Genomic DNA, 20346 nt, shown 5'->3' with positions numbered 1-20346 from the left:
CGCTAGCTTAGAATTAACTTCTTAAAGCTTTAGCTTCTTGCTTTTTTTGTTCGTTACGCTCAATTTTATGCTCAGGTCTGGTTCGATTTAGGATTTTCACCTAAAGCTTCAAATTGAGAATCTTTAGCTTCAACCGATTCTCTTTGCTCGTGCTTAAAGAATGGTTTTTGTGTGTTCAATCCTAACTCTTCAAACATTTTCATGTCTTCATTAATATCAGGATTCGGAGTTGTTAATAATTTATCTCCAGCGAAAATAGAATTTGCTCCAGCAAAAAAACACATTGCTTGACCTTCTCTACTCATTTGAGTTCTACCTGCTGATAAACGTACTTGTGAGTCTGGTAACACAATACGAGCAGTTGCTACCATACGAACCATTTCAAAAATGTTTACAGGAGGTTGCTCTTCTAACGGAGTACCTTCAACGGCAACTAATGCGTTAATTGGTACAGATTCAGGGTGTGGAGAAAAACGAGTTAACGTTTCAAGCATTCCAGCTCTGTCTTCTAACGATTCTCCCATACCAATAATTCCTCCAGAACAAACCGTTACATTGGTTTTACGTACATTTTCAATAGTGTCTACTCTATCTTTAAAGGCACGTGTAGAAATTACATCATCGTAATAATCTTCTGAAGTATCAATATTGTGGTTATAAGCATACAAACCAGCTTCGGCTAAACGTTTTGCTTGATTTTCGGTAACCATACCTAAGGTACAACAAACTTCCATGTCTAGCTTGTTAATAGTACGCACCATTTCTAACACTTGGTCAAATTCTGGTCCGTCTTTTACGTTTCTCCAAGCTGCACCCATACAAACTCTTGATGATCCACCTTCTTTGGCACGTAAAGCTTGTGCCTTAACTTGGTTTACAGTCATCAAATCATTTCCTTCAACATTGGTATGATAACGTGCTGCTTGCGGACAATATCCACAATCTTCTGAACATCCACCAGTTTTAATTGAGATTAAGGTGCTTACCTGTACTGTGTTTGGGTCGTGATATTTTCTGTGTATAGTTGAAGCTTCGTACAAAAGCTCCATTAAAGGCTTATTGTATACTTCTAGAATTTCCTCTTTCGTCCAATCGTGTCTAATTTCATTCATAAATTCGAGTTGTTTGTGGTGGTAAAAATAAAAAATTCCGCTACGAAAGCGGAATTTTATGAGTCTTATTTTTCTTCGGAAGGAGAATCGCCTTGATCGATTACTTTTTCATCACTATTTGGAAGTTCTTTCCCTTTTAAATAATCGGGCAATTGCATGCCTGCCATGTTAAACATTTCCTGTAATGGCGGTACTGCATTGTACATTCCTGAAATAAAGTTAGATGTTGAGGTTTTTCCATCTTTTCCTCCTCCGTTTTCCCAAACAGTAACTTTATCAATCTTAATATTTTTAATAGCTTCTGATTGTAATTTTACTAGTTCAGGTAATTTATCAGCAATTAATAATAAGGCTGCGTTTTGCGAATCGTTTCCGGCAGCTTTTACTATTTGATCTAAACCGGCAGCTTGCTTAGTTAATACTTCGTATAGACCTTGTGCTTCTGCTTGTGCTTTAAATAAGATAGCATCAGCCTCTCCTTTTGCTTTTCTACGAATTCTTTCTGCTTCCGCCTCCGCATCAATTTCTACTTTGTTTTTATCAATCTCTGCAGGTACAATAATATCTGCCATTTGAGAAGCTCTTTCTCTTTCAGCTCTGGCTTTTTCAGCTTCTTGTTCTGCAGCATAGGCTTCTTCTAATGCTTTTGCCGATTGTACTTTTTCTGATGCAATTGCAGAACGTTCTGCTTCTGCTTCTCGTTGTCTTCTTAATGCATTCGAGTTTGCTACTTCAATTTTTGCAGTGTTTTCACCATCAACAGCTTTTGCATTAGCAGCAGCAACTTGAGTTCTTTCATCTTGTACAGCATTTGCTTCCCCAATAGAACCATCTCTGTTTTTTTCAGCAACTGATTTACGTGCAGCGTTGATTGCATGTGCAGCAGCTTCTTTACCTAATGCTTCGATATACCCTGATTCGTCAACAATATCAGTAATATTTACGTTGATTAATTTTAAACCAACCTTTTTTAATTCCGACTCAACACTTTGTGAAATGTTAGTTAAAAACTTATCTCTATCAGAGTTGATTTCTTCAATATCCATAGAAGCAACCACTAAACGTAATTGACCAAAAATGATTTCTTTGGCTAATTCTTGAACATCGTTCATTGCTAAACCAAGTAAACGTTCAGCAGCATTTTGCATTACTCCTGGCTCGGTAGAAACCCCGATGGTAAAACGAGAAGGCACATTTACACGAATGTTTTGTTTAGAAAGTGCATTTACTAAGTTTACTTCAATAGAAATTGGTGTTAAATCTAAAAATTCGTAATCTTGAATTACAGGGAAAATAAACGCAGCCCCCCCGTGAATACATTTCGCTGATTGTCCGCCACCAACTTTACCATACACTACTAAAATTCTGTCAGAAGGACATCTTTTGTAGCGTTTTATTAAAGTTATTAGTAAGATAAAAATAAATAGAATGGCAATAACAAGTCCAATAGGGCCTGCAAATCCAAAGCCATCAATTTGTAATAAAGTAACTTTTAACATAGTCAATTTTTATTTTTGAGATTCAATAATTAATATTCCGTTTGAGGTAACTTCGATTACTTTAACAACCATGCCTTGTGTTAAGTCGGTATCATTATCTGTTAAGGCATCAAGTTCACGAAGTGAGTTTTGTACTTTTATGTGCACTTTTCCCATTTTAGAGCGATTTGCTCCTACGGTTAAATACACTTCGCCAATTTGATTTAGTGCATTTTTCATTTGTAAGGTACCGCTATCTGTTAGTTTACTAATATAGTAGAATAAGGTTGCCATGATAGTCATCATGATCAATCCGCAAATCACAGAAATAAGTAGCGTGATTGTGTTTGAATTACCAGCATCCATACTAGCAATACCACTCCACCCAAAAATGGTGAAAAATGCAACCATATTTTTAAAGGTAAAAAATTGAAATCCAGCACCAGTGTCGGCATCTATCTCAGTATCAATATCACCAATATCATCAGTATCGGCGCCTATAAAGCTGCCAATAAGAACAAATACAAAAATTAGTGTAAATACACCTGCTGTTCCCCAATAAACTTGTTGAAAAGCGGTTAATTCAGAAAACCATTCCATCATAAAGCAATTATTTAAATGAGTTACTAAAAGTATATAAATTGCCTGAAATCGACAATTTTTATTTTGTTATTAAAACAGAAACTGCATTTCCACCAAAACCAACAGCATTTACTAGTATTTTATTGAGTTTTTTTGGAGTGTGTTGAGGCTCAGCAAAAGGAACTTCAATTACTTGTTGATGTTGTATCATTAAGATTGCTAACTCTAAACTTAACAAGCCAGAAGCACCAAAAGTGTGACCAAGTTTCCACTTATTAGTAGTTAAAAAAGGGATTTTGTTACAAAACACTTTTTGAATCGCATTAATTTCTGATTGATCTCCTTTGATTGTTCCTGGAGCATGCATTACAATAGCGTCAATTTCATTAGGAGAAACAGTACCTAATGCCATTTTCATTGATTTTTGAAAGCATTCAGCATCGGTGGTAACAGAAGTATTGTGTTTTAAAACCTCAGTAGCATATCCAACTCCTTCAATAAATGCCAAAGCATTTTCTTTAGTTCCTTTCTCTAAACAAAAAACAGAAGCAGCTTCACCCAATACCATGGTGTTTTTGGTTTTGTTAAGGTCGAATGCTTTACATGGATATCCGTTTTTTTCTTTTGAATATACTTTTAATGCTTGCATTTGAGCAATAGTAAAGTCGGTTAATGAAGCTTCACTAGCACCAATCATAAATTTTTCTGACATTCCAGATTGTAACCAAGCGACACCATTTAACAAAGAATGTAATCCGGTTGAACAGGTTATAGAATGTGAAATTTCTGGTCCGTTGGTTTGTAAGTCGTGAGCTATCCAAGAGGAAATATTTCCTAAAGTAGTGGTTGGAGAACTTAAGGTAGATGATTTTCCTGTTGCTAAGAACTCTTTATGGTATTTTTCAAACAAAGAAGTAGCTCCACGAGAAGAACCGATGTTAATTCCGAAGTTGTCAGAAGCTTTCCAATTGGTTTGCTCTATTGCTTTTCGAGCAACAAATAAGGTATATAAAACAGACGGGTCTAAGTTTTTATACTTGTTATCTGAATTTTGAACTTCTTCAATAGCAATCTTATCATCTTGAGATATTTGTGCAACCCAAGCTTTAAAGTTTTCAAACTCTTTTAAAGTTAAAAAATGCTGGTCGTTTAAATAGTTTTTCCAGATATTTTCAGAAGAGCTTCCTAAAGCGGAAACGGATGCAAAAGACGTTATTGAGATGGGTTCTTTCAACACTATAAAATTTCAGCAAAAATAAAGGTAAAATCAGGGATTCTAAAGAAAATAAAAATATTTATCTTAGATGAAAATTTAGAGTAATGAGCGAACAAGGTCAGAAAAGTTGGTTTGGAAGAAATTGGCTGTGGTTTATTCCACTAACAGGGTGTTTAGGGTTTATTTTACTGATTGTTTTAGGTCTTGGTGCTGCGTTTTTTGGAGTGTCAAACATGATAAATAACGCAACTCCTGTAGAATATGCGATAGAGCTAGCAGCCAAAAATGAATTAGTTATTAAAAACTTAGGAGAACCTATAGAGAAATACGGGATTCCTTCAGGAAATATTTCGCTTACAAATGATGATGGAGATGTTGATTTTTCTATTCCAATAAGAGGAAATATAGGAGAAGGAACTTTAGTTGTTAGAGGAATTAAAATAGATGGCGAATGGGTTTATGAAGATTTGTACGTTCGAATTAGAGATACCCAAGAAGAGATTAATTTGTTAGAAAAAGAAAAGATTCTAGAGAGTATCTAGAACCTTTTTAATAGTTGTATATATTTTTTCAAGTTGCTCTTGCGTAATTACGTAAGGAGGTTGAATGTAAATAGTGTTTCCTAACGGACGTAAGAAAACACCTTCATCCATAAAAGATTTTAAAAGTTGGTCGCGAAGCGTTCCATAGCGACCGGAATTGGTGTTTAAATCAATCGCTAAAATGACACCTTTACATCTTGTTGAACTTACTTTTGGGTGGTTTTCTATTTTCTCAGCAAAGGCTTTATTATTTCTTTCAATAGATTGAATATTCTTTTGAATTTCTTGTGTCTGTAACAATTCAATACTAGCCAAAGCAGCACTACAAGCTATCGGATTTGCAGAATATGTATGGCAATGGAAAAAACCTTTAGAAATATCATTGTCTAAAAAAGCCGTGTAAATCTCTTCGGTGCATGAAGTAATTGACATAGGAACCAATCCAGCAGTCAACGCTTTACTTAAACACATGATGTCTGGTTTGGTGGTAATTTCATCAGAAGCGAAATTGTTACCTGTTTTTCCAAAACCAGTCATAACCTCATCAGCAATAGTTAAAATGTCGTTCTTTTTGCAAGTTTCTAGGATTTTATCTAAATCTTCAGCTTGGTGAATTTTCATTCCAGCCGCTCCTTGAACTAAGGGCTCGTAGATGAATCCCGCAACCTTATTTTCTGAAATAATTTGTTGTAGTTGTTCTGCTATGAGGTCATTGTTTTCTCCGTTTGGAACAGGAATACGTTGAATATCCATTAAAAAATCTTCAAACGGACCGTTGTATACTGATAATCCAGAAACAGACATCGCTCCGAAGGTATCACCATGAAAACCATCTTCAAAAGCAATAAAAGTTGTGCGCTTTTCATCTTTATTAAAATAGTATTGTAATGCCATTTTAATTCCCGCTTCTACAGCGGTAGAACCGTTATCGTTAAAGAAAATTCGGTTTTGATTTTCAGGAAGAATTTTAATCAATTCTTCTGATAATTTTACAGCAGGTTCGTGGGTGAAATCACTAAACATTATTTGATCTAATGTTTGCATTTGTTGGTAAACTCTGCTTGTGATATAATCATTACAATGCCCAAACATACAGGTGTACCAAGACGAAATAGCATCGATATATTCGTTACCGTGTTCGTCGGTTAGTATGCATCCTTTTGCTTTTACAATTCCTAAACTATTTGGATGTGTTTGATGTTGTTTTAGCGGATGCCACAAATGTTTTTTATCTCTTTCGGTTAAAGTCATAAATTTTCTTTGAATTTATCTGCATATTCTTTAATTACATTTTGATCAAAATAAGGCTCTTCTTCAATACGACCAATTACAGGAACTTCAGTCATTTTTTTGATAATATCCTCGGTAGTTTTATGCTCATTTCCTGAGAAAATCAACGAAACATCAAAGCCTTTTTCTTTCAATAAGTTTACTGTTAGTAGTGTATGATTGATGCTTCCTAAATAATGACGAGACACTACAATTACTTTATAACCGGGTTTTATGGCGTCAAGTAGGGTGTTTTTATCATTTAAAGGAACCAATAATCCACCAGCACCTTCAATAACTAAGTGGTTTTCGGTTACAGGTTCTTTGATGTTGTCAATTTCAATGGTAATTCCGTCAATTTCAGCAGCTGCATGCGGACTCATAGGAGTCTGTAAAGCATATGAATTTGGATGAAAAACGGTTTTTGTATTTGAAATGAGTTTTTGAACTTTATGAGTGTCGGAATAGTCTAAATCTCCTGATTGAATAGGTTTCCAATAATCGGCTTGTAAGGCTTCGGTTATAATAGCAGAAGCCACTGTTTTACCTACTTCTGTTGAAATTCCTGTAATAAAATATTTTTGCTGTTTCATGATACTACAAAAGTAGCAAGGTTCTCTAAAACATTGGTGATTTCTTCCTTAGAATTATAGGAGTGCAAACAAAAACGCAAACGTTCTTGATTTAATGGAACGGTTGGTGATAAAATAGGTTTTACATCAAATCCTTTTTGTTGCAATAGAGAAGCGATGTTTTTTACACGTTCATTACCAGAAATAATACAACAGTGAATAGCAGAAGCACTCTCAATAAAATGTAATTGTAACCTTTTTGATTCTGAAATGAAATGTTGAATGTTTTGCTCTAATTTTTCTCTAGAATGACAGTTTGATAACACATCATAAGCAACTTTTATAGTAGCTAACGTATGAGGAGATAAACCTGTGGTATAAATAAAACTACGCGCAAAATTAACGAGGTATTGTTGTAATTGCTTGCATCCTAAAATAGCTGATCCGTGACACCCTAAACCTTTTCCGAAGGTAATAATTCGAGCGAAAACAGCGTTTTCTAACTGTAGTTTTTGAATTAATCCGAAGTCGAAAACACCCAAAGCGTGCGCTTCATCTACTACCAAATGAACATTAGTGTGTTTTTCCACAATTTGAGATATCGATACCAAATCGGGAGAATCACCATCCATAGAAAAAACAGATTCGGTAATCACATAAATTTCTGAATCGTTATTCTGAGTAAACCGAAGTATTTTTTCTTCTAAATCTTTTGTGTCATTATGTTTGAACTTAAAAGATTTTGCATTAGATAATTGAATTCCATCTCTTATGGATGCATGAATAAGTTCATCATATAAAATAATATCACCACGTTGAGGTACCGAAGCAAAAAAACCAATATTAGCATCATAACCAGAATTAAAAATCAAAGAAGTTTCTGAGTTATGAATATTAGCAAGTTGTTTTTCAACTATTGTATATAGTTTGTGATTTCCAGAAAGTAAACGCGAACCTGTTGCTCCGTTAATCTTACTATTATTATCAATTAAATATTGATGTGTTTTGTCAAAGATAATTTCCGATTTAGCAAATCCTAAATAATCGTTGGAAGAAAAATCAATAAGTGAATTTTCTTTATCAAGTTTTCTCAGAGAGTTTTGTGTCTCTCGTTGTATAATTTTTTGATGTAGTTTCTTAGGAAATTGCATACTGTAAAAATAAAGAAGCGCTTTTTAATATCGTAGCTATTTAGTTAGAAATCTTTTAAAGGTAAAAGTGTTTGTTTTTTTAAGTCTCATTTTTAATTTCCTTATGTTTTTAGTTAAAATTAAAGTTTTTAATGGGTTTTATATAAAAGTCTCACTTAAATAAGGTTAAATTTATCAGCTTTACTGAAAAGAATGCCGAATGCAACACTGTCTGTAATTGAAAACTCAAGACATGGAGCGGTAATAGATCAACCTGAAGCTTTTAATAAAGTGCTTGAAAATTTTCTGAATCATGAATAAAGTAGCGTTGATAACAGGAAGCACTAGCGGTATCGGCTTAGGTATTGCAGAGGCTTTTGCCAAAGCAGGTTACAATATTATGTTTCATGGTTTGGAGGAGGATGGTGCTAAAATAGCAAAAAGCGTAGGAGATAAGTATAATGTGAAGGTTTCTTTTTCAAATGCAAATTTGTTGGTTACAGATGAGGTTGAAGAATTAATAGAGCAAACAATAAAAGTGTTCGATGCATTGCATGTGTTGGTTAATAATGCAGGGATATAGTATGTTTCTCCTGTAGAAGATTTTCCGAATAATAAGTATGAAAGTATTATTGCTATTAATATGAACGCTGCTTTCTATGCTTCAAAAAAAGCGTGGAATTTTATGAAGGATCAGAAATTCGGTAGGATTATCAATGTTTCATCAGTTCATGGTTTGAGGGCATCTGAGTTTAAAACAGCCTATGTAACAGCAAAACACGGTGTAATAGGTATGACAAAGGTTCTGGCTTTAGAAGGTGCGCCTTATAATATAACATGTAATGCAATTTGTCCAGGGTATGTAAAAACACCTTTAGTAGAAGGGCAAATAAAAGATCAGGCCAAAGCACATCAGATGTCAGAAGAAGAAGTTGTTGAAAAAGTAATGCTGAAAAAACAGGCGGTAAAACAGTTTGTTCCGTTGGAAACAATTGCTGATATGGCTCTGTTATTGGCAAAAGACACTTCATCAACTATTACTGGAACTTCATTTGCTTTAGATGGAGGTTGGAGTGCGCAGTAATCTGTAATGAAAACTTTGTTTCATTAATTTAGTATATACAAGAGTAGAAGTCTGGCTTACTACTTGTTAGTAAGTTGGGCTTTTGTGTAATTTTAAGTTTAGGTGAAATAAAAAATCCGATTTACGTAAGTAAATCGGATTTTTTTGGCTCCTCAACCTGGACTCGAACCAGGGACCCTCTGATTAACAGTCAGATGCTCTAACCAACTGAGCTATTGAGGAATGTTCATGTAGAACAATCTATATATGTTGTAGAAATTATCGGCTTCTACGTTGCCTTTGGCTCCTCAACCTGGACTCGAACCAGGGACCCTCTGATTAACAGTCAGATGCTCTAACCAACTGAGCTATTGAGGAATTTAAGATGTACTTGTCTTAAAATGCGAGTGCAAATTTAACCCCTTTTTTTATATCTGCAAATTATTTTTTTAAAAAAAAATAAAACTATTTTTCTTGATGCTGAAATTCAGTGTTTTATTTTAATAAAAAGAAGCGTGCTTAACGCAAACTTAACAAAAACTAAAAACTCGTTAAAGAGTTTAAAATTAGGCTAAAAAGGAGTGCTATTTTTGGTAAAAGTTGTACTTTTGTCAACATTATTCTTATAGATAGAAAAGTATAACAAAATATATGGACAAGTTTTCGTTCTTAAACGCAGCACACGCAGGTTTTATAGGTGATTTGTATGAACAATATCAAAAAAATCCTGATGCGGTAGAACCAAGTTGGAGAAGTTTTTTTCAAGGATATGATTTGGCTAACGAGAATTATTCATTAACAGATGAAGAAGTTTCGATAGAAGTCCCTGAAGAAGTACGTAAAGAATTTTTAGTAATCGATTTAATCAACGGTTACCGCACACGTGGGCATTTGTTTACCAAAACAAACCCAGTTCGTAACAGAAGGACTTACACGCCAACTTTAGAAATTGAGAACTTTGGTTTAAATCAAGGAGATTTATCCACAGTTTTTAATGCAGGTGAAATTTTAGGTATAGGCCCTAAAAGCTTAGCTGAGATTATAGATTATTTAAAATCTGTATTCTGTGAGAGCATCGGAGTTGAGTATATGTATGTACGCAACCCTGAAGAGTTAAAGTGGTGGAATGAGCGTTTAAATAAAAACGCAAACCATCCTAGTTATGATGTAGCATCTAAAAAGTATATTCTTACCAAATTAAACCAAGCTTCAACTTTTGAAAGTTTCTTGCAAACAAAATATGTTGGGCAAAAGCGTTTCTCTGTTGAAGGTGGTGAAACCTTAATTCCTGGGGTAAGTGTAGCGCTTAGAGATGCAGCTGAGTTGTATGGAGTAGAAGAGTGTGTGTTAGGAATGGCACACCGTGGGCGTTTGAATACTTTAGTAAACATTTTTAAAAAACCAATTCGCGATTTATTTAGTGAATTTGAAGGAAAAGATTTTGAAGACCAAGATATTGATGGGGATGTAAAATACCACTTAGGGTTAACCTTAAGCAAAGAGTATCAAGGAGGTCAAAAAATGAAAATGAATTTAGTTCCAAATCCATCTCACTTAGAAACAGTTGATGCAGTTGCAGAAGGAATTGTTAGAGCTAAAATAGATAAAGATTACGAAGGGAACGAAAATAAAGTACTTCCAATTTTAGTACACGGAGATGCTGCAATTGCAGGTCAAGGCATTGTATACGAAGTTGTGCAAATGGCACAGTTAAACGGATACAAAACAGGAGGTACTATCCATATTGTGGTAAATAACCAAGTTGGTTTCACAACCAATTACTTAGATGCGCGTTCAAGTACGTATTGTACAGATGTTGCTAAAGTAACGTTATCACCAGTATTACATGTAAATGCTGATGATGCAGAAGCTGTTTGTCACGCAATGGAAATGGCTGTTGAATATCGTATGAAATTCAACAAAGACATTTTTATTGATTTATTAGGGTATCGTAAATACGGTCATAACGAAGGTGATGAACCTCGTTTTACGCAGCCTAAATTATACAAAGCAATTTCTAAGCATAAAAATGCTAGAGAAATTTATGCAAATAAATTAATTGCTGAAGGAAGTATTACTGCTGACTACTTAAAAGAGATTACAGAAGAATTCAAAGCGCATTTAGAAGTTGAGTTCGCTGAATCTAAAAAGAAAGAAACAGCAAAAATTCAAGAATTCATGCCTGATGTTTGGGAAGGATTTGTACGTAAGCAGTTACAACATATGTTGCAACCTGTAGATACAACCTACTCGGTAGAAGGTTTAAAAGATATTGCAAGAGTTATTTCTAAAACTCCAGAAGGACACAAGTTTGTTCGTAAAGCAGAGCGTATTTTACACGGTCGTGAAAAAATGGTTTTTGAAGATAACTTGTTAGATTGGGGTACTGCTGAAAACTTAGCATACGGTACTTTATTAGAAGAAGGTTACGATATTCGTATTTCTGGAGAAGATGTAGAAAGAGGAACATTCTCTCACCGTCATGCAATTATGCGTGATGAAGATACCTTAGATCGTGTAAACTTATTAAATACAAATCCTAAGAATAAAGGAGAGATGACGATTTACAACTCTCACTTATCAGAATATGGGGTATTAGGTTTCGACTACGGATATGCGATGGCAGCTCCAAATACCTTAACAATTTGGGAAGCTCAATTTGGTGATTTTGCTAACGGAGCACAAATTATGTTCGACCAATATATTTCTTCGGCAGAAGATAAGTGGAAGTTACAAAACGGATTGGTAATGTTACTGCCTCATGGGTACGAAGGTCAAGGGCCTGAGCACTCATCAGGAAGAATTGAACGTTTCTTACAATCATCGTCAACTGATAACTGGACAATTGCAAACTGTTCTACGCCAGCAAACATGTATCACATTTTGCGTCGTCAAATGAAGCGTGATTTTAGAAAACCGTTAGTTGTTTTTACCCCAAAAAGTTTATTACGTTTACCAAAAGCAGTAAATCCTATTGAAGATTTAGCGAACGGAACTTTTCAAGAAGTAATTGACGATACTATTGATACTTCTAAAGTGAAAAAAATGGTGTTCTGTACAGGTAAGTTCTATTATGATTTACTAGAGGAGCGTGAAAAGCTTGGTAGAGAAGATGTAGCTTTAATTCGTATAGAGCAGTTATTCCCATTACACAATGATAAAATCAAAGAGGTGATGGATAAGTATCCAAATGTAGAGCGTTATGTTTGGGCACAAGAAGAACCTAAAAACATGGGAGCTTGGAGTTATATGTTAGAACGTTTTGAATTGGCTAGATTAGAATGTGCTTCAGAAGAGTACCGTTCATCACCAGCAGCAGGTTCAGGAGCACGATTTAGAAGACGTCATCAAGCTATTATTGATAAGGTTTTTGATTAAAAAATAAATGCGTTAGGGATTGAAGCAAGCTACCGTGTAGCGCGTAAAGCCCGACCCGATAGGGAAACGCCCAAATAAAAGAAATAAAATAATTCAGATATATAAAATTTAGAACTGATGGTTTTAGAAATGAAAGTTCCTTCTCCGGGGGAATCAATTACAGAAGTAGAAATCGCAACTTGGTTAGTTGAAGATGGTGATTACGTTGAGAAAGATCAACCGATTGCCGAAGTAGATTCTGACAAAGCAACGTTAGAATTGCCTGCGGAAGAAAGCGGAATAATCACTTTAAAAGCTGAAGAAGGTGATGCAGTAGCAGTAGGAGCTGTAGTTTGTCATATTGATATGAGTGCAGCAAAACCTGACGGAGCAGCAGCGCCAAAAGCTGAAGCACCTAAAGCTGAAGAGAAAAAGAGGCGCCTAAAGCTGAGCCAGTTAAAGAAACATACGCAACAGGTACAGCATCTCCAGCAGCTAAGAAAGTGTTAGCTGAAAAAGGAATGAGTGCAGCTGACGTTCAAGGAACTGGTAAAGATGGTCGTGTAACTAAAGAAGACGCTGTAAATGCGGTTCCATCAATGGGAACTCCAGGAACAGGTTCTCGTACTAGTGAGCGTAAGAAATTATCTATGTTACGTCGTAAAGTTGCAGAGCGTTTAGTTTCTGTAAAGAACGAAACTGCGATGTTAACTACGTTTAACGAGGTAAACATGCAACCAATTTTCGATTTACGTAACGAATACAAAGATGCTTTTAAAGCGAAACACGGTGTAGGTTTAGGGTTTATGTCATTCTTTACTTTAGCAGTGGTAAGAGCATTAAAAATGTATCCAGACGTAAACTCTATGATTGATGGAGATTACAAAGTAAGCCACGATTTCCAAGATATTTCTATTGCAGTATCAGGTCCTAAAGGATTAATGGTTCCTGTTATTAGAAATGCTGAAAATTTAACGTTTAGAGGAGTTGAAAGCGAAGTAAAGCGTTTAGCATTACGTGCTCGCGATGGACAAATTACGGTTGATGAAATGACAGGAGGTACATTTACGATCACTAACGGTGGTGTATTTGGTTCTATGTTATCTACACCAATTATCAACCCTCCACAAAGTGGAATTTTAGGAATGCACAACATCGTTAATCGTCCAATGGCGGTAAATGGTGAGGTAGTTATTCAACCAATTATGTATGTGGCGTTATCATACGATCACAGAATTATTGATGGTCGTGAGTCTGTTGGATTCTTAGTTGCTGTAAAAGAAGCATTAGAAAATCCAGTAGAATTATTAATGGATAACAATCCTAAGAAAGCCTTAGAAATGTAAGTCGAGATTGTTAGAAATTTAGACAATTAGATTTTTAGATATTGAAATCCTGCACGAAAGTGTGGGATTTTTTTATACAAAAAAATCACTAACTTTAATAGCTATAAAATCAGGTGATTGTGAAAGTTATTAAAGAAGGATTTACCGTTTATCATAATTTCCCTATAAAGGCATTGTCTAACGAGGTTTTTAAGGCAATTACTAATCCTGAAGAATTGGTACATTGGTGGTCACTTAAATGTTCTGGAGCGCATAAAATAGGAGCTGAATACAACTTCTTTTTTGGTGAGTCTTACAATTGGTATGGTGAAGTAATAAAATGTGAAGAGCATTCTTCTTTTTACATAAAAATGACCAAATCTGATAAAGATTGGAATCCTACAACATTTGGTTTTGATTTGTATGAAAAGGATGATGGAGTTACTTGGGTGCATTTTTTTCATAAAGGATGGATAGAATAAAACGATCATTTTAAACACTCATCGTATTGTTGGGCGTTGTTATTAAACGGACTTAAAAACTATGTTGAAAAAGGGATTATTATTCCTTTTGAAAAAAGAAATTAAAAATTTAATTATGAAACTAGGGGCATTTTCAATCAGTTTGGCAGTAAAAGACATTGATAAATCGAAAGAGTTTTACGAAATGTTAGGTTTTACTGTTTTTGCAGGACAAGTAGAAAAGAATTATTTAATTATGAAAAATGGTAATTCATTAATTGGCTTATTTCAAGGAATGTTTGAAAACAACATCTTAACATTTAACCCGGGGTGGGATGAAAGCGCCAACAAACTAGATGATTTTGACGATGTAAGAACGATTCAACAGCATATAAAAGCAAATCACATCAAATTAAAAAGAGAAGTTGCATCGGATACTTCAGGTCCTGGAAGCATTGTTTTTTTTGACCCTGATGGAAACACGATTTTAATAGACCAGCATGTATAAATGAAAAACGGAAAACCAATTTTGATTTTCCGTTTTTTATCTTTTAAAGTGATAATTCTTATTTTTTACCAGCAAAAGAACTTAAGGCAATTGCTATAACACCAACGGCTATTGTAATGTATGAATTAGTGTTGTCTTGTACTTTTATTAAATCTACATCTCCGATAGAGACTTGTGTTTCTGGTTGTACAAGGGTGTAAACTCCGTAAGCTATAATTACGATTCCAGCTATTAGTATTATCGATCTAAAGTTTTTGCTCATAATTAATTGTTTTTCATAAAGATATGAAAAAACAACTTATAGTTCAAAACCGATATTAACGCCTAATTTGTTGGCGATTAATTGGGTAATTCTTTTTTTAACTTCAGGTATTTTAACACTTTCTAAAACAGTGTTAGCAAAAGCATACATTAATAAAGCGTTGGCTTCTTTCTTAGGAATACCTCTTTGTTGCATATAAAATAATGCTTGATCGTCTAATTGACCAATAGTACAACCATGTGAACACTTTACATCATCAGCAAAAATTTCTAACTGTGGCTTAGCATTTATTGTAGCTTTATCACTAATTAAAATATTGTTGTTTTGTTGATACGCATTGGTTTTTTGAGCTTCCTTTTCAACAATAACTTTTCCGTTGAATACACCAGTTGAACGATCTCCGTATATACCTTTATAGTCTTGATGACTTTCACAATTAGGCTCTATATGGTTTACTAAAGTGTGATGATCTACGTGTTGTTTACCTTCAATAATAGTGATTCCTTTCAAAATAGAGTTGATATGCTCTCCTTTCTGATAGAAATTTAAGTTGTTACGAGTAATGTTTCCACCAAAAGAGAAGGTGTGTACAGAACAAGTGCTTTCTTTTTGTTGCTCAATGTAAGTATTGTCAATTAAAGAAGCATTTTCGTTATCATTTTGAATCTTATAATAGTCTACTGTTGAATGCGTATCTGTAAAAATTTCAGTTACAGAATTCGTTAAAACAGCATTACTGTTAAGGTTTTGATGACGTTCTATAATTTGAACATGTGCGTTTTTTTCAACAACAATTAAGTTACGAGGTTGTAACATTGCTGCATTTTCTTTTCCTGTGTTAAAGTTGATAATTTGAATAGGTTTTTCAACCTCAACATTTTTAGGAATGTGAATAAAAGCACCTTCGGAAGCAAAAGCTGTGTTTAAAGAAGTTAAATTGTCTTGCTTAGCAACTTTATTAAAATACTTTTCTATTACAGGTTTGTATTTATCTTTTGAAAAAGCAGCTGATAATAAACAAACATCTTTTCCATCATGAGTAGTACTTGATAAAAAAGAACTGTATTTACCGTCTACAAAAACAATTTTGTAGCTGTCTATTTCATGAATAAAATATTTCTTTACATCTGCTAACTCAACCGCAGCTTCACGATCAGGAAATATGCTGTAATCTTCTTTTAAAATTGAATTTAAAGAGGTGTATTTCCAAGCTTCTAACTTTTTAGTAGGAAATCCTAACTTTTCAAAGTTTTGCAGTGCTTTTGTTCTGATTTCGTGTAAATCAGAGTTGATATTTATACCGTTTTCAAAAGCTACGTATGATGATAATATTTTTTCTTTTAACTCCATTGTTTCTTGCTATCATTACATCCTAGCAGTAATTAAAAATTTAATTACGCTAATTCGTTTTTAATCCAATCGTATCCTTTTTCTTCAAGCTCTAAAGCAAGAGAAGCATCTCCTGTTTTAACGATTTTTCCATCGTGTAAAACGTGTACATAGTCAGGAACGATATAATCTAATAAACGTTGGTAGTGTGTAATAACTACTACAGCGTTGTCTTTAGATTTTAATTTGTTAACTCCGTTAGCAACAATACGTAGTGCATCGATATCTAAACCAGAATCTGTTTCATCTAAAATAGCTAGTTTAGGCTCTAACATTGCCATTTGAAAAATCTCATTACGCTTTTTTTCACCTCCAGAAAATCCTTCATTTAAAGAACGAGACAAGAACTTACGATCGATTTCTAACAATTCTGATTTTTCACGAATCTTTTTTAGCATGTCTTTAGCAGGCATTTCTTCTAAACCTTGAGCTTTACGAGATTCATTAATCGCAGTTTTGATAAAGTTCGTAACAGTTACCCCAGGAATTTCTACAGGGTACTGGAACGATAAGAATACTCCAGCGTGAGCTCTTTCTTCAGGAGCTAATTCGCTAATATCTACACCTTCTAATTCAATAGAACCAGCAGTCATTTCGTAAGTTTCATTACCAGCAATTACAGATGATAAGGTACTTTTACCTGCACCGTTAGGTCCCATAATTGCATGAACCTCTCCTGCTTTTACTTCTAAATTAATTCCTTTAAGAATATCTTTATCTTCTACCTGTGCGTGTAAGTTTTCTATTTTTAACATGTTTCTATGTTATTTCGCTTTTTTTATCAAAAAGCATTTTTTATTATTTTGAAGTTTTCAAATTAACGTATTCGTTAATTATCCAACACTTCCTTCTAAACTAATTTCTAATAATTTTTGAGCTTCTACAGCAAACTCCATTGGTAATTTATTTAGTACTTCTTTACTAAATCCATTTACAATTAACGCAATGGCTTTTTCAGTATCAATACCACGTTGGTTACAGTAGAATAATTGGTCTTCGCCAATTTTACTGGTGGTAGCTTCGTGTTCTATTTGAGCTGATTTATTTTTTGCTTCAATGTAAGGGAAGGTATGTGCACCACACTCATTACCCATTAATAAAGAATCACATTGTGAGAAGTTACGTGCGTTTTCTGCTCTAGAATTGATTTGTACCAATCCGCGGTAACTGTTTTGTGATTTTCCAGCAGAAATTCCCTTAGAAATAATAGTTGACTTAGTGTTTTTTCCTAAGTGAATCATTTTAGTTCCAGTATCTGCTTGCTGATGGTTGTTGGTAACTGCAATTGAGTAAAACTCTCCAACAGAATTGTTCCCTTTTAAAATACAACTTGGATATTTCCAGGTAATTGCTGAACCTGTTTCAACCTGTGTCCAAGAAATTTTTGCATTGGTTTCGCATAATCCTCTTTTTGTCACAAAGTTGAAAACACCACCTTTTCCTTCTGAATCTCCAGGGAACCAGTTTTGAACTGTTGAATATTTTATTTCGGCATCGTCTAAAGCAATTAGCTCTACTACTGCTGCGTGTAATTGGTTTTCATCACGTTGAGGAGCGGTACATCCTTCTAAGTAAGAAACATAACTGCTTTCATCTGCAACAACTAAAGTACGTTCAAATTGCCCTGTTCCTCCTTCGTTAATACGGAAGTACGTAGATAGTTCCATAGGACAACGAACTCCTTTTGGAATATAACAGAAAGATCCATCAGAGAATACAGCAGAGTTTAATGCAGCGTAAAAGTTGTCAGTTGGTGGAACAACAGAACCGATGTATTTTCTTACTAATTCTGGGTGCTCTTGTATAGCTTCAGAAATTGGCATAAAAATAATTCCTTTCTCAGCCAAGGTTTCTTTAAAAGTAGTAGCTACCGAAACAGAATCCATTACAATATCAACTGCTACATTTGCTAACCTTTTTTGCTCTTCTAAAGAAATTCCTAGTTTTTCAAAAGTAGCCAATAACTCAGGGTCTACTTCGTCTAAACTGTTTAATTTAGGTTTTTGTTTAGGAGCTGAGTAGTAAGAAATATCTTGAAAACTTGGTTTTTTATAGGTAACGTTTGCCCACTCTGGTTCTTCCATTTGTTCCCAAATTCTAAAAGCTTCTAAACGCCATTCAGTCATCCATTCTGGTTCGTTTTTCTTTTTAGAAATGGCACGAACGATATCTTCGTTTATCCCATTAGGAAACTTTTCACTCTCAATATCAGTATAAAAACCGTACTCGTATTCTTTAGTTTTTAACTCTTCTCTTAAATCGTCCTCTGTATACTTCATAATAGTTTATAAAGTTCTTAGTTTAAAAGTTACAAAGTAGAATGCAGGTATTTTAATAACCCACTAATTAGCTTTGAAACTTCATTGACCTTTATTTTTAAATGTTCAAATTCGTCTTTTGATATATAGTTAATGTCAAAGGCAACATACAATTGGGAGCGAACTTCTCCTGCTGATGCTTTTGCTATATATAAAAAACGAATAAATTCTTTTGTTGTTTGTCTTTCAAATCCTTCAGCTATGTTTGAAGAAATAGAAATACTCGCTCTTCTTATTTGATCTCGTAATCCATAATCTTTCGAAAATAAATTACTAGAATTGGTTGTTTTATAAATTTCAGTGTTTAATTCTCTTGCTTTTTGCCAAGAAATAATTTCTTCAAAAGAATTAAATTTTCCCATAGCTATTTAACTTTTCAACTTTCAACTTTCTAACTTTTCAATTATAGAGAAAAGCTTTCTCCACAACCACAAGTTCTGTTAGCATTAGGATTGTTAAACACAAAGCCTTTACCGTTTAAACCTCCAGAATATTCTAAAGTTGTACCCACTAAGTATAAAAAGCTTTTTTTGTCAACAACAATTTTTACTTCATTGTCTTCAAAAACTTTATCGTTTTCCTGTTGGGTTTTGTCAAAAGTTAAGTCGTATGATAATCCTGAGCAACCACCACTTTTTACTCCAACGCGAACAAAGTCGGTTGTAGTATCAAATCCATCATCTGTCATCAATTCAATGACTTTCTTTTTTGCTGTGTCTGAAACTTTTATCATCGTTTAAATAGATTAAATCTAAGTGAATTGCAAAGATAATGACAAAATATGATTTATATCATGTTTTGAAATGAATATAGTTATTAAACAATAAATTTTGCCTATACCTTAAAACCTGCAGTAAATTGTTGTTATATTATTGCTGAAAATCAGGATTGTTTATAAAATTCTTATCTAAAAAGCAGGCGGTTTTTTAGATCAGTTTTTATAATATCTTATTGAGAAATAGCTCCTAAGCTAAAAACTCCAGATTTTCCGTTTTCAGATATTAGTTTTTGAGCTTCAAAATCTGAAGTTAACTCATTATTTTTCTCATAAATATTCCAATCATTAGGGGATTTAAACCAGCCAGCAACATTCATTTTAAGTTCTATAGTAGCGTCATTTTTTAATAAAATAGAGCCTGTTTCGATTGAAAAAGAAGTATCGAGAATAGAATCTTTTTCTTTATCGTAAGCTCTTGCAGTATAAAATTTATAAGGGTTTTGTACTCCTAATGTATCTTTATATTGTCCTTCTAATTGCATAAAATGATATCCACCACCTAATGAGTCGGGTACATTCCAAGAAGCGGTGGTTAAGTCGCTATACGCATTGCTAATATTATCATTTCCAGAAAAACCAAAAGTGAAAAATAATTTATAAGCACCTTCAGAAATTTTTCGGGGTAACGTGTAGGTTAGGCTATCCGTATTATTAATATCTATTAATTTGTAACTCTCAAACTTTGTTGTGTCATTAGCTCCATTAATAAGAGCAACATTTGAAATTAAATAACGTAACTTGTTTACTGTAAGTTTAGCTCCTAATTTGTTCGTAAATTCAGTATTGTTTAAGTCAGATTTATCAATTAAAGTACCATCCCAATTTTGAGTGAATTTTAGTTTTACCGATACATCTTTTATTAGTTCATCATTATCTGAACTGCAAGAAAAAAGAAGTAAGCTAAGAGTTAGCGTTAAAAAATATTTCATGTGCTTTTTATTAAAAATCAATGAAAATAAACACGTTTTTTATAATGTGTACAAG

The 20346-nt window shown here is 33.9% G+C and carries 17 protein-coding genes, 2 tRNA genes and 3 pseudogenes; 6 read left to right on the top strand and 16 right to left on the bottom strand.

The genetic code is table 11. The features are described from left to right. Positions 1-13: 13 nt before the first annotated feature. The 4 genes and pseudogenes from bioB to AC3VI6_RS04410 form a co-directional block, all read right to left on the bottom strand. Positions 14-1112 (bottom strand): annotated as a pseudogene (gene bioB, locus AC3VI6_RS04425) (biotin synthase BioB). Between the two features lie 65 nt (positions 1113-1177). After that, entirely contained in the window at positions 1178-2611 is a 1434-nt protein-coding gene (locus AC3VI6_RS04420; RefSeq protein ID WP_299003160.1) for a flotillin family protein, read from the bottom strand. Positions 2612-2620: 9 nt separating this feature from the next. Then, positions 2621-3193, bottom strand: coding sequence for a hypothetical protein (locus tag AC3VI6_RS04415; protein ID WP_497705296.1), 573 nt, complete (start codon positions 3191-3193; stop codon positions 2621-2623). Positions 3194-3251: 58 nt separating this feature from the next. Continuing rightward, on the bottom strand, positions 3252-4406 hold the full coding sequence (locus AC3VI6_RS04410) for a beta-ketoacyl synthase N-terminal-like domain-containing protein (RefSeq protein ID WP_497705295.1): 1155 nt from the start codon (positions 4404-4406) through the stop codon (positions 3252-3254). 86 nt (positions 4407-4492) lie between these two features. On the opposite strand from AC3VI6_RS04410, the gene AC3VI6_RS04405 reads away from it, so the two are divergent. Continuing rightward, positions 4493-4930: a cytochrome c oxidase assembly factor Coa1 family protein gene (locus AC3VI6_RS04405; RefSeq protein WP_274633807.1), complete on the top strand. Its 438-nt coding sequence runs from the start codon at positions 4493-4495 to the stop codon at positions 4928-4930. Here the strand turns inward: AC3VI6_RS04405 and bioA are convergent. From bioA to AC3VI6_RS04390, 3 genes are read right to left on the bottom strand one after another with little or no spacing between them, the layout of a single operon-like run. Continuing rightward, on the bottom strand, positions 4916-6181 hold the full coding sequence (gene bioA / locus AC3VI6_RS04400) for an adenosylmethionine--8-amino-7-oxononanoate transaminase (protein WP_497705294.1): 1266 nt from the start codon (positions 6179-6181) through the stop codon (positions 4916-4918). The two genes, AC3VI6_RS04405 and bioA, sit on opposite strands and share 15 nt — an antisense overlap. After that, positions 6178-6792, bottom strand: coding sequence for a dethiobiotin synthase (bioD, locus tag AC3VI6_RS04395; RefSeq protein ID WP_299003149.1), 615 nt, complete (start codon positions 6790-6792; stop codon positions 6178-6180). Before bioD ends, bioA begins: the two co-directional genes overlap by 4 nt. Beyond that, on the bottom strand, positions 6789-7922 hold the full coding sequence (locus tag AC3VI6_RS04390) for an aminotransferase class I/II-fold pyridoxal phosphate-dependent enzyme (RefSeq protein WP_497705293.1): 1134 nt from the start codon (positions 7920-7922) through the stop codon (positions 6789-6791). Before AC3VI6_RS04390 ends, bioD begins: the two co-directional genes overlap by 4 nt. 292 nt (positions 7923-8214) lie before the next feature. Between AC3VI6_RS04390 and AC3VI6_RS04385 the strand changes: the two are divergent. Continuing rightward, a pseudogene (locus tag AC3VI6_RS04385) lies at positions 8215-8985 on the top strand (3-hydroxybutyrate dehydrogenase). A 145-nt stretch (positions 8986-9130) separates the two neighbouring features. Here the strand turns inward: AC3VI6_RS04385 and AC3VI6_RS04380 are convergent. Both AC3VI6_RS04380 and AC3VI6_RS04375 read right to left on the bottom strand, forming a co-directional pair. Beyond that, positions 9131-9207, bottom strand: a tRNA-Asn gene (locus AC3VI6_RS04380). A 58-nt stretch (positions 9208-9265) separates the two neighbouring features. After that, positions 9266-9342 (bottom strand) — tRNA-Asn (locus tag AC3VI6_RS04375). A 273-nt stretch (positions 9343-9615) separates the two neighbouring features. Here AC3VI6_RS04375 and AC3VI6_RS04370 point away from each other — a divergent pair. The 4 genes and pseudogenes from AC3VI6_RS04370 to AC3VI6_RS04355 all read left to right on the top strand — a co-directional run bounded on the left by AC3VI6_RS04370 (position 9616) and on the right by AC3VI6_RS04355 (position 14615). Continuing rightward, positions 9616-12342, top strand: a complete 2727-nt coding sequence (locus AC3VI6_RS04370) for a 2-oxoglutarate dehydrogenase E1 component (RefSeq protein WP_497705292.1) — start codon at positions 9616-9618, stop codon at positions 12340-12342. 117 nt (positions 12343-12459) lie between these two features. Next, a pseudogene (gene odhB, locus AC3VI6_RS04365) lies at positions 12460-13667 on the top strand (2-oxoglutarate dehydrogenase complex dihydrolipoyllysine-residue succinyltransferase). 119 nt (positions 13668-13786) lie between these two features. Further along, complete coding sequence (locus AC3VI6_RS04360) at positions 13787-14128, top strand: SRPBCC family protein (RefSeq protein ID WP_497705291.1); 342 nt, start codon at positions 13787-13789, stop codon at positions 14126-14128. Positions 14129-14243: 115 nt separating this feature from the next. Further along, on the top strand, positions 14244-14615 hold the full coding sequence (locus tag AC3VI6_RS04355) for a VOC family protein (RefSeq protein ID WP_497705290.1): 372 nt from the start codon (positions 14244-14246) through the stop codon (positions 14613-14615). 58 nt (positions 14616-14673) lie between these two features. On the opposite strand, the gene AC3VI6_RS04350 is transcribed toward AC3VI6_RS04355, so the two are convergent. The 7 genes from AC3VI6_RS04350 to AC3VI6_RS04320 all read right to left on the bottom strand — a co-directional run bounded on the left by AC3VI6_RS04350 (position 14674) and on the right by AC3VI6_RS04320 (position 20291). Beyond that, positions 14674-14877 (bottom strand): hypothetical protein, encoded by a 204-nt coding sequence (locus AC3VI6_RS04350; protein WP_497705289.1) that lies wholly within the window; start codon positions 14875-14877, stop codon positions 14674-14676. 36 nt (positions 14878-14913) lie between these two features. After that, positions 14914-16227, bottom strand: a complete 1314-nt coding sequence (gene sufD / locus AC3VI6_RS04345) for a Fe-S cluster assembly protein SufD (RefSeq protein WP_497705288.1) — start codon at positions 16225-16227, stop codon at positions 14914-14916. 44 nt (positions 16228-16271) lie between these two features. After that, entirely contained in the window at positions 16272-17021 is a 750-nt protein-coding gene (gene sufC / locus AC3VI6_RS04340) for a Fe-S cluster assembly ATPase SufC (protein WP_408036817.1), read from the bottom strand. Between the two features lie 78 nt (positions 17022-17099). After that, the gene (sufB, locus tag AC3VI6_RS04335) at positions 17100-18545 is read right to left on the bottom strand and encodes a Fe-S cluster assembly protein SufB (protein ID WP_497705287.1); all 1446 of its coding nucleotides are present in this window, start codon (positions 18543-18545) and stop codon (positions 17100-17102) included. A 29-nt stretch (positions 18546-18574) separates the two neighbouring features. After that, positions 18575-18946 (bottom strand): four helix bundle protein, encoded by a 372-nt coding sequence (locus AC3VI6_RS04330; protein ID WP_497705286.1) that lies wholly within the window; start codon positions 18944-18946, stop codon positions 18575-18577. A 41-nt stretch (positions 18947-18987) separates the two neighbouring features. Next, the gene (locus tag AC3VI6_RS04325) at positions 18988-19317 is read right to left on the bottom strand and encodes a HesB/IscA family protein (RefSeq protein ID WP_028892188.1); all 330 of its coding nucleotides are present in this window, start codon (positions 19315-19317) and stop codon (positions 18988-18990) included. Positions 19318-19532: 215 nt separating this feature from the next. Then, positions 19533-20291, bottom strand: coding sequence for an MbnP family protein (locus tag AC3VI6_RS04320; protein ID WP_497705285.1), 759 nt, complete (start codon positions 20289-20291; stop codon positions 19533-19535). Positions 20292-20346: the final 55 nt, after the last annotated feature.

The sequence above is a fragment of the Tenacibaculum sp. TB-56 genome (genome assembly GCF_059716275.2).
The sequence above is the reverse complement of the archived record's forward strand: the minus strand, read 5'-3'. Positions and strand labels throughout refer to the sequence as shown.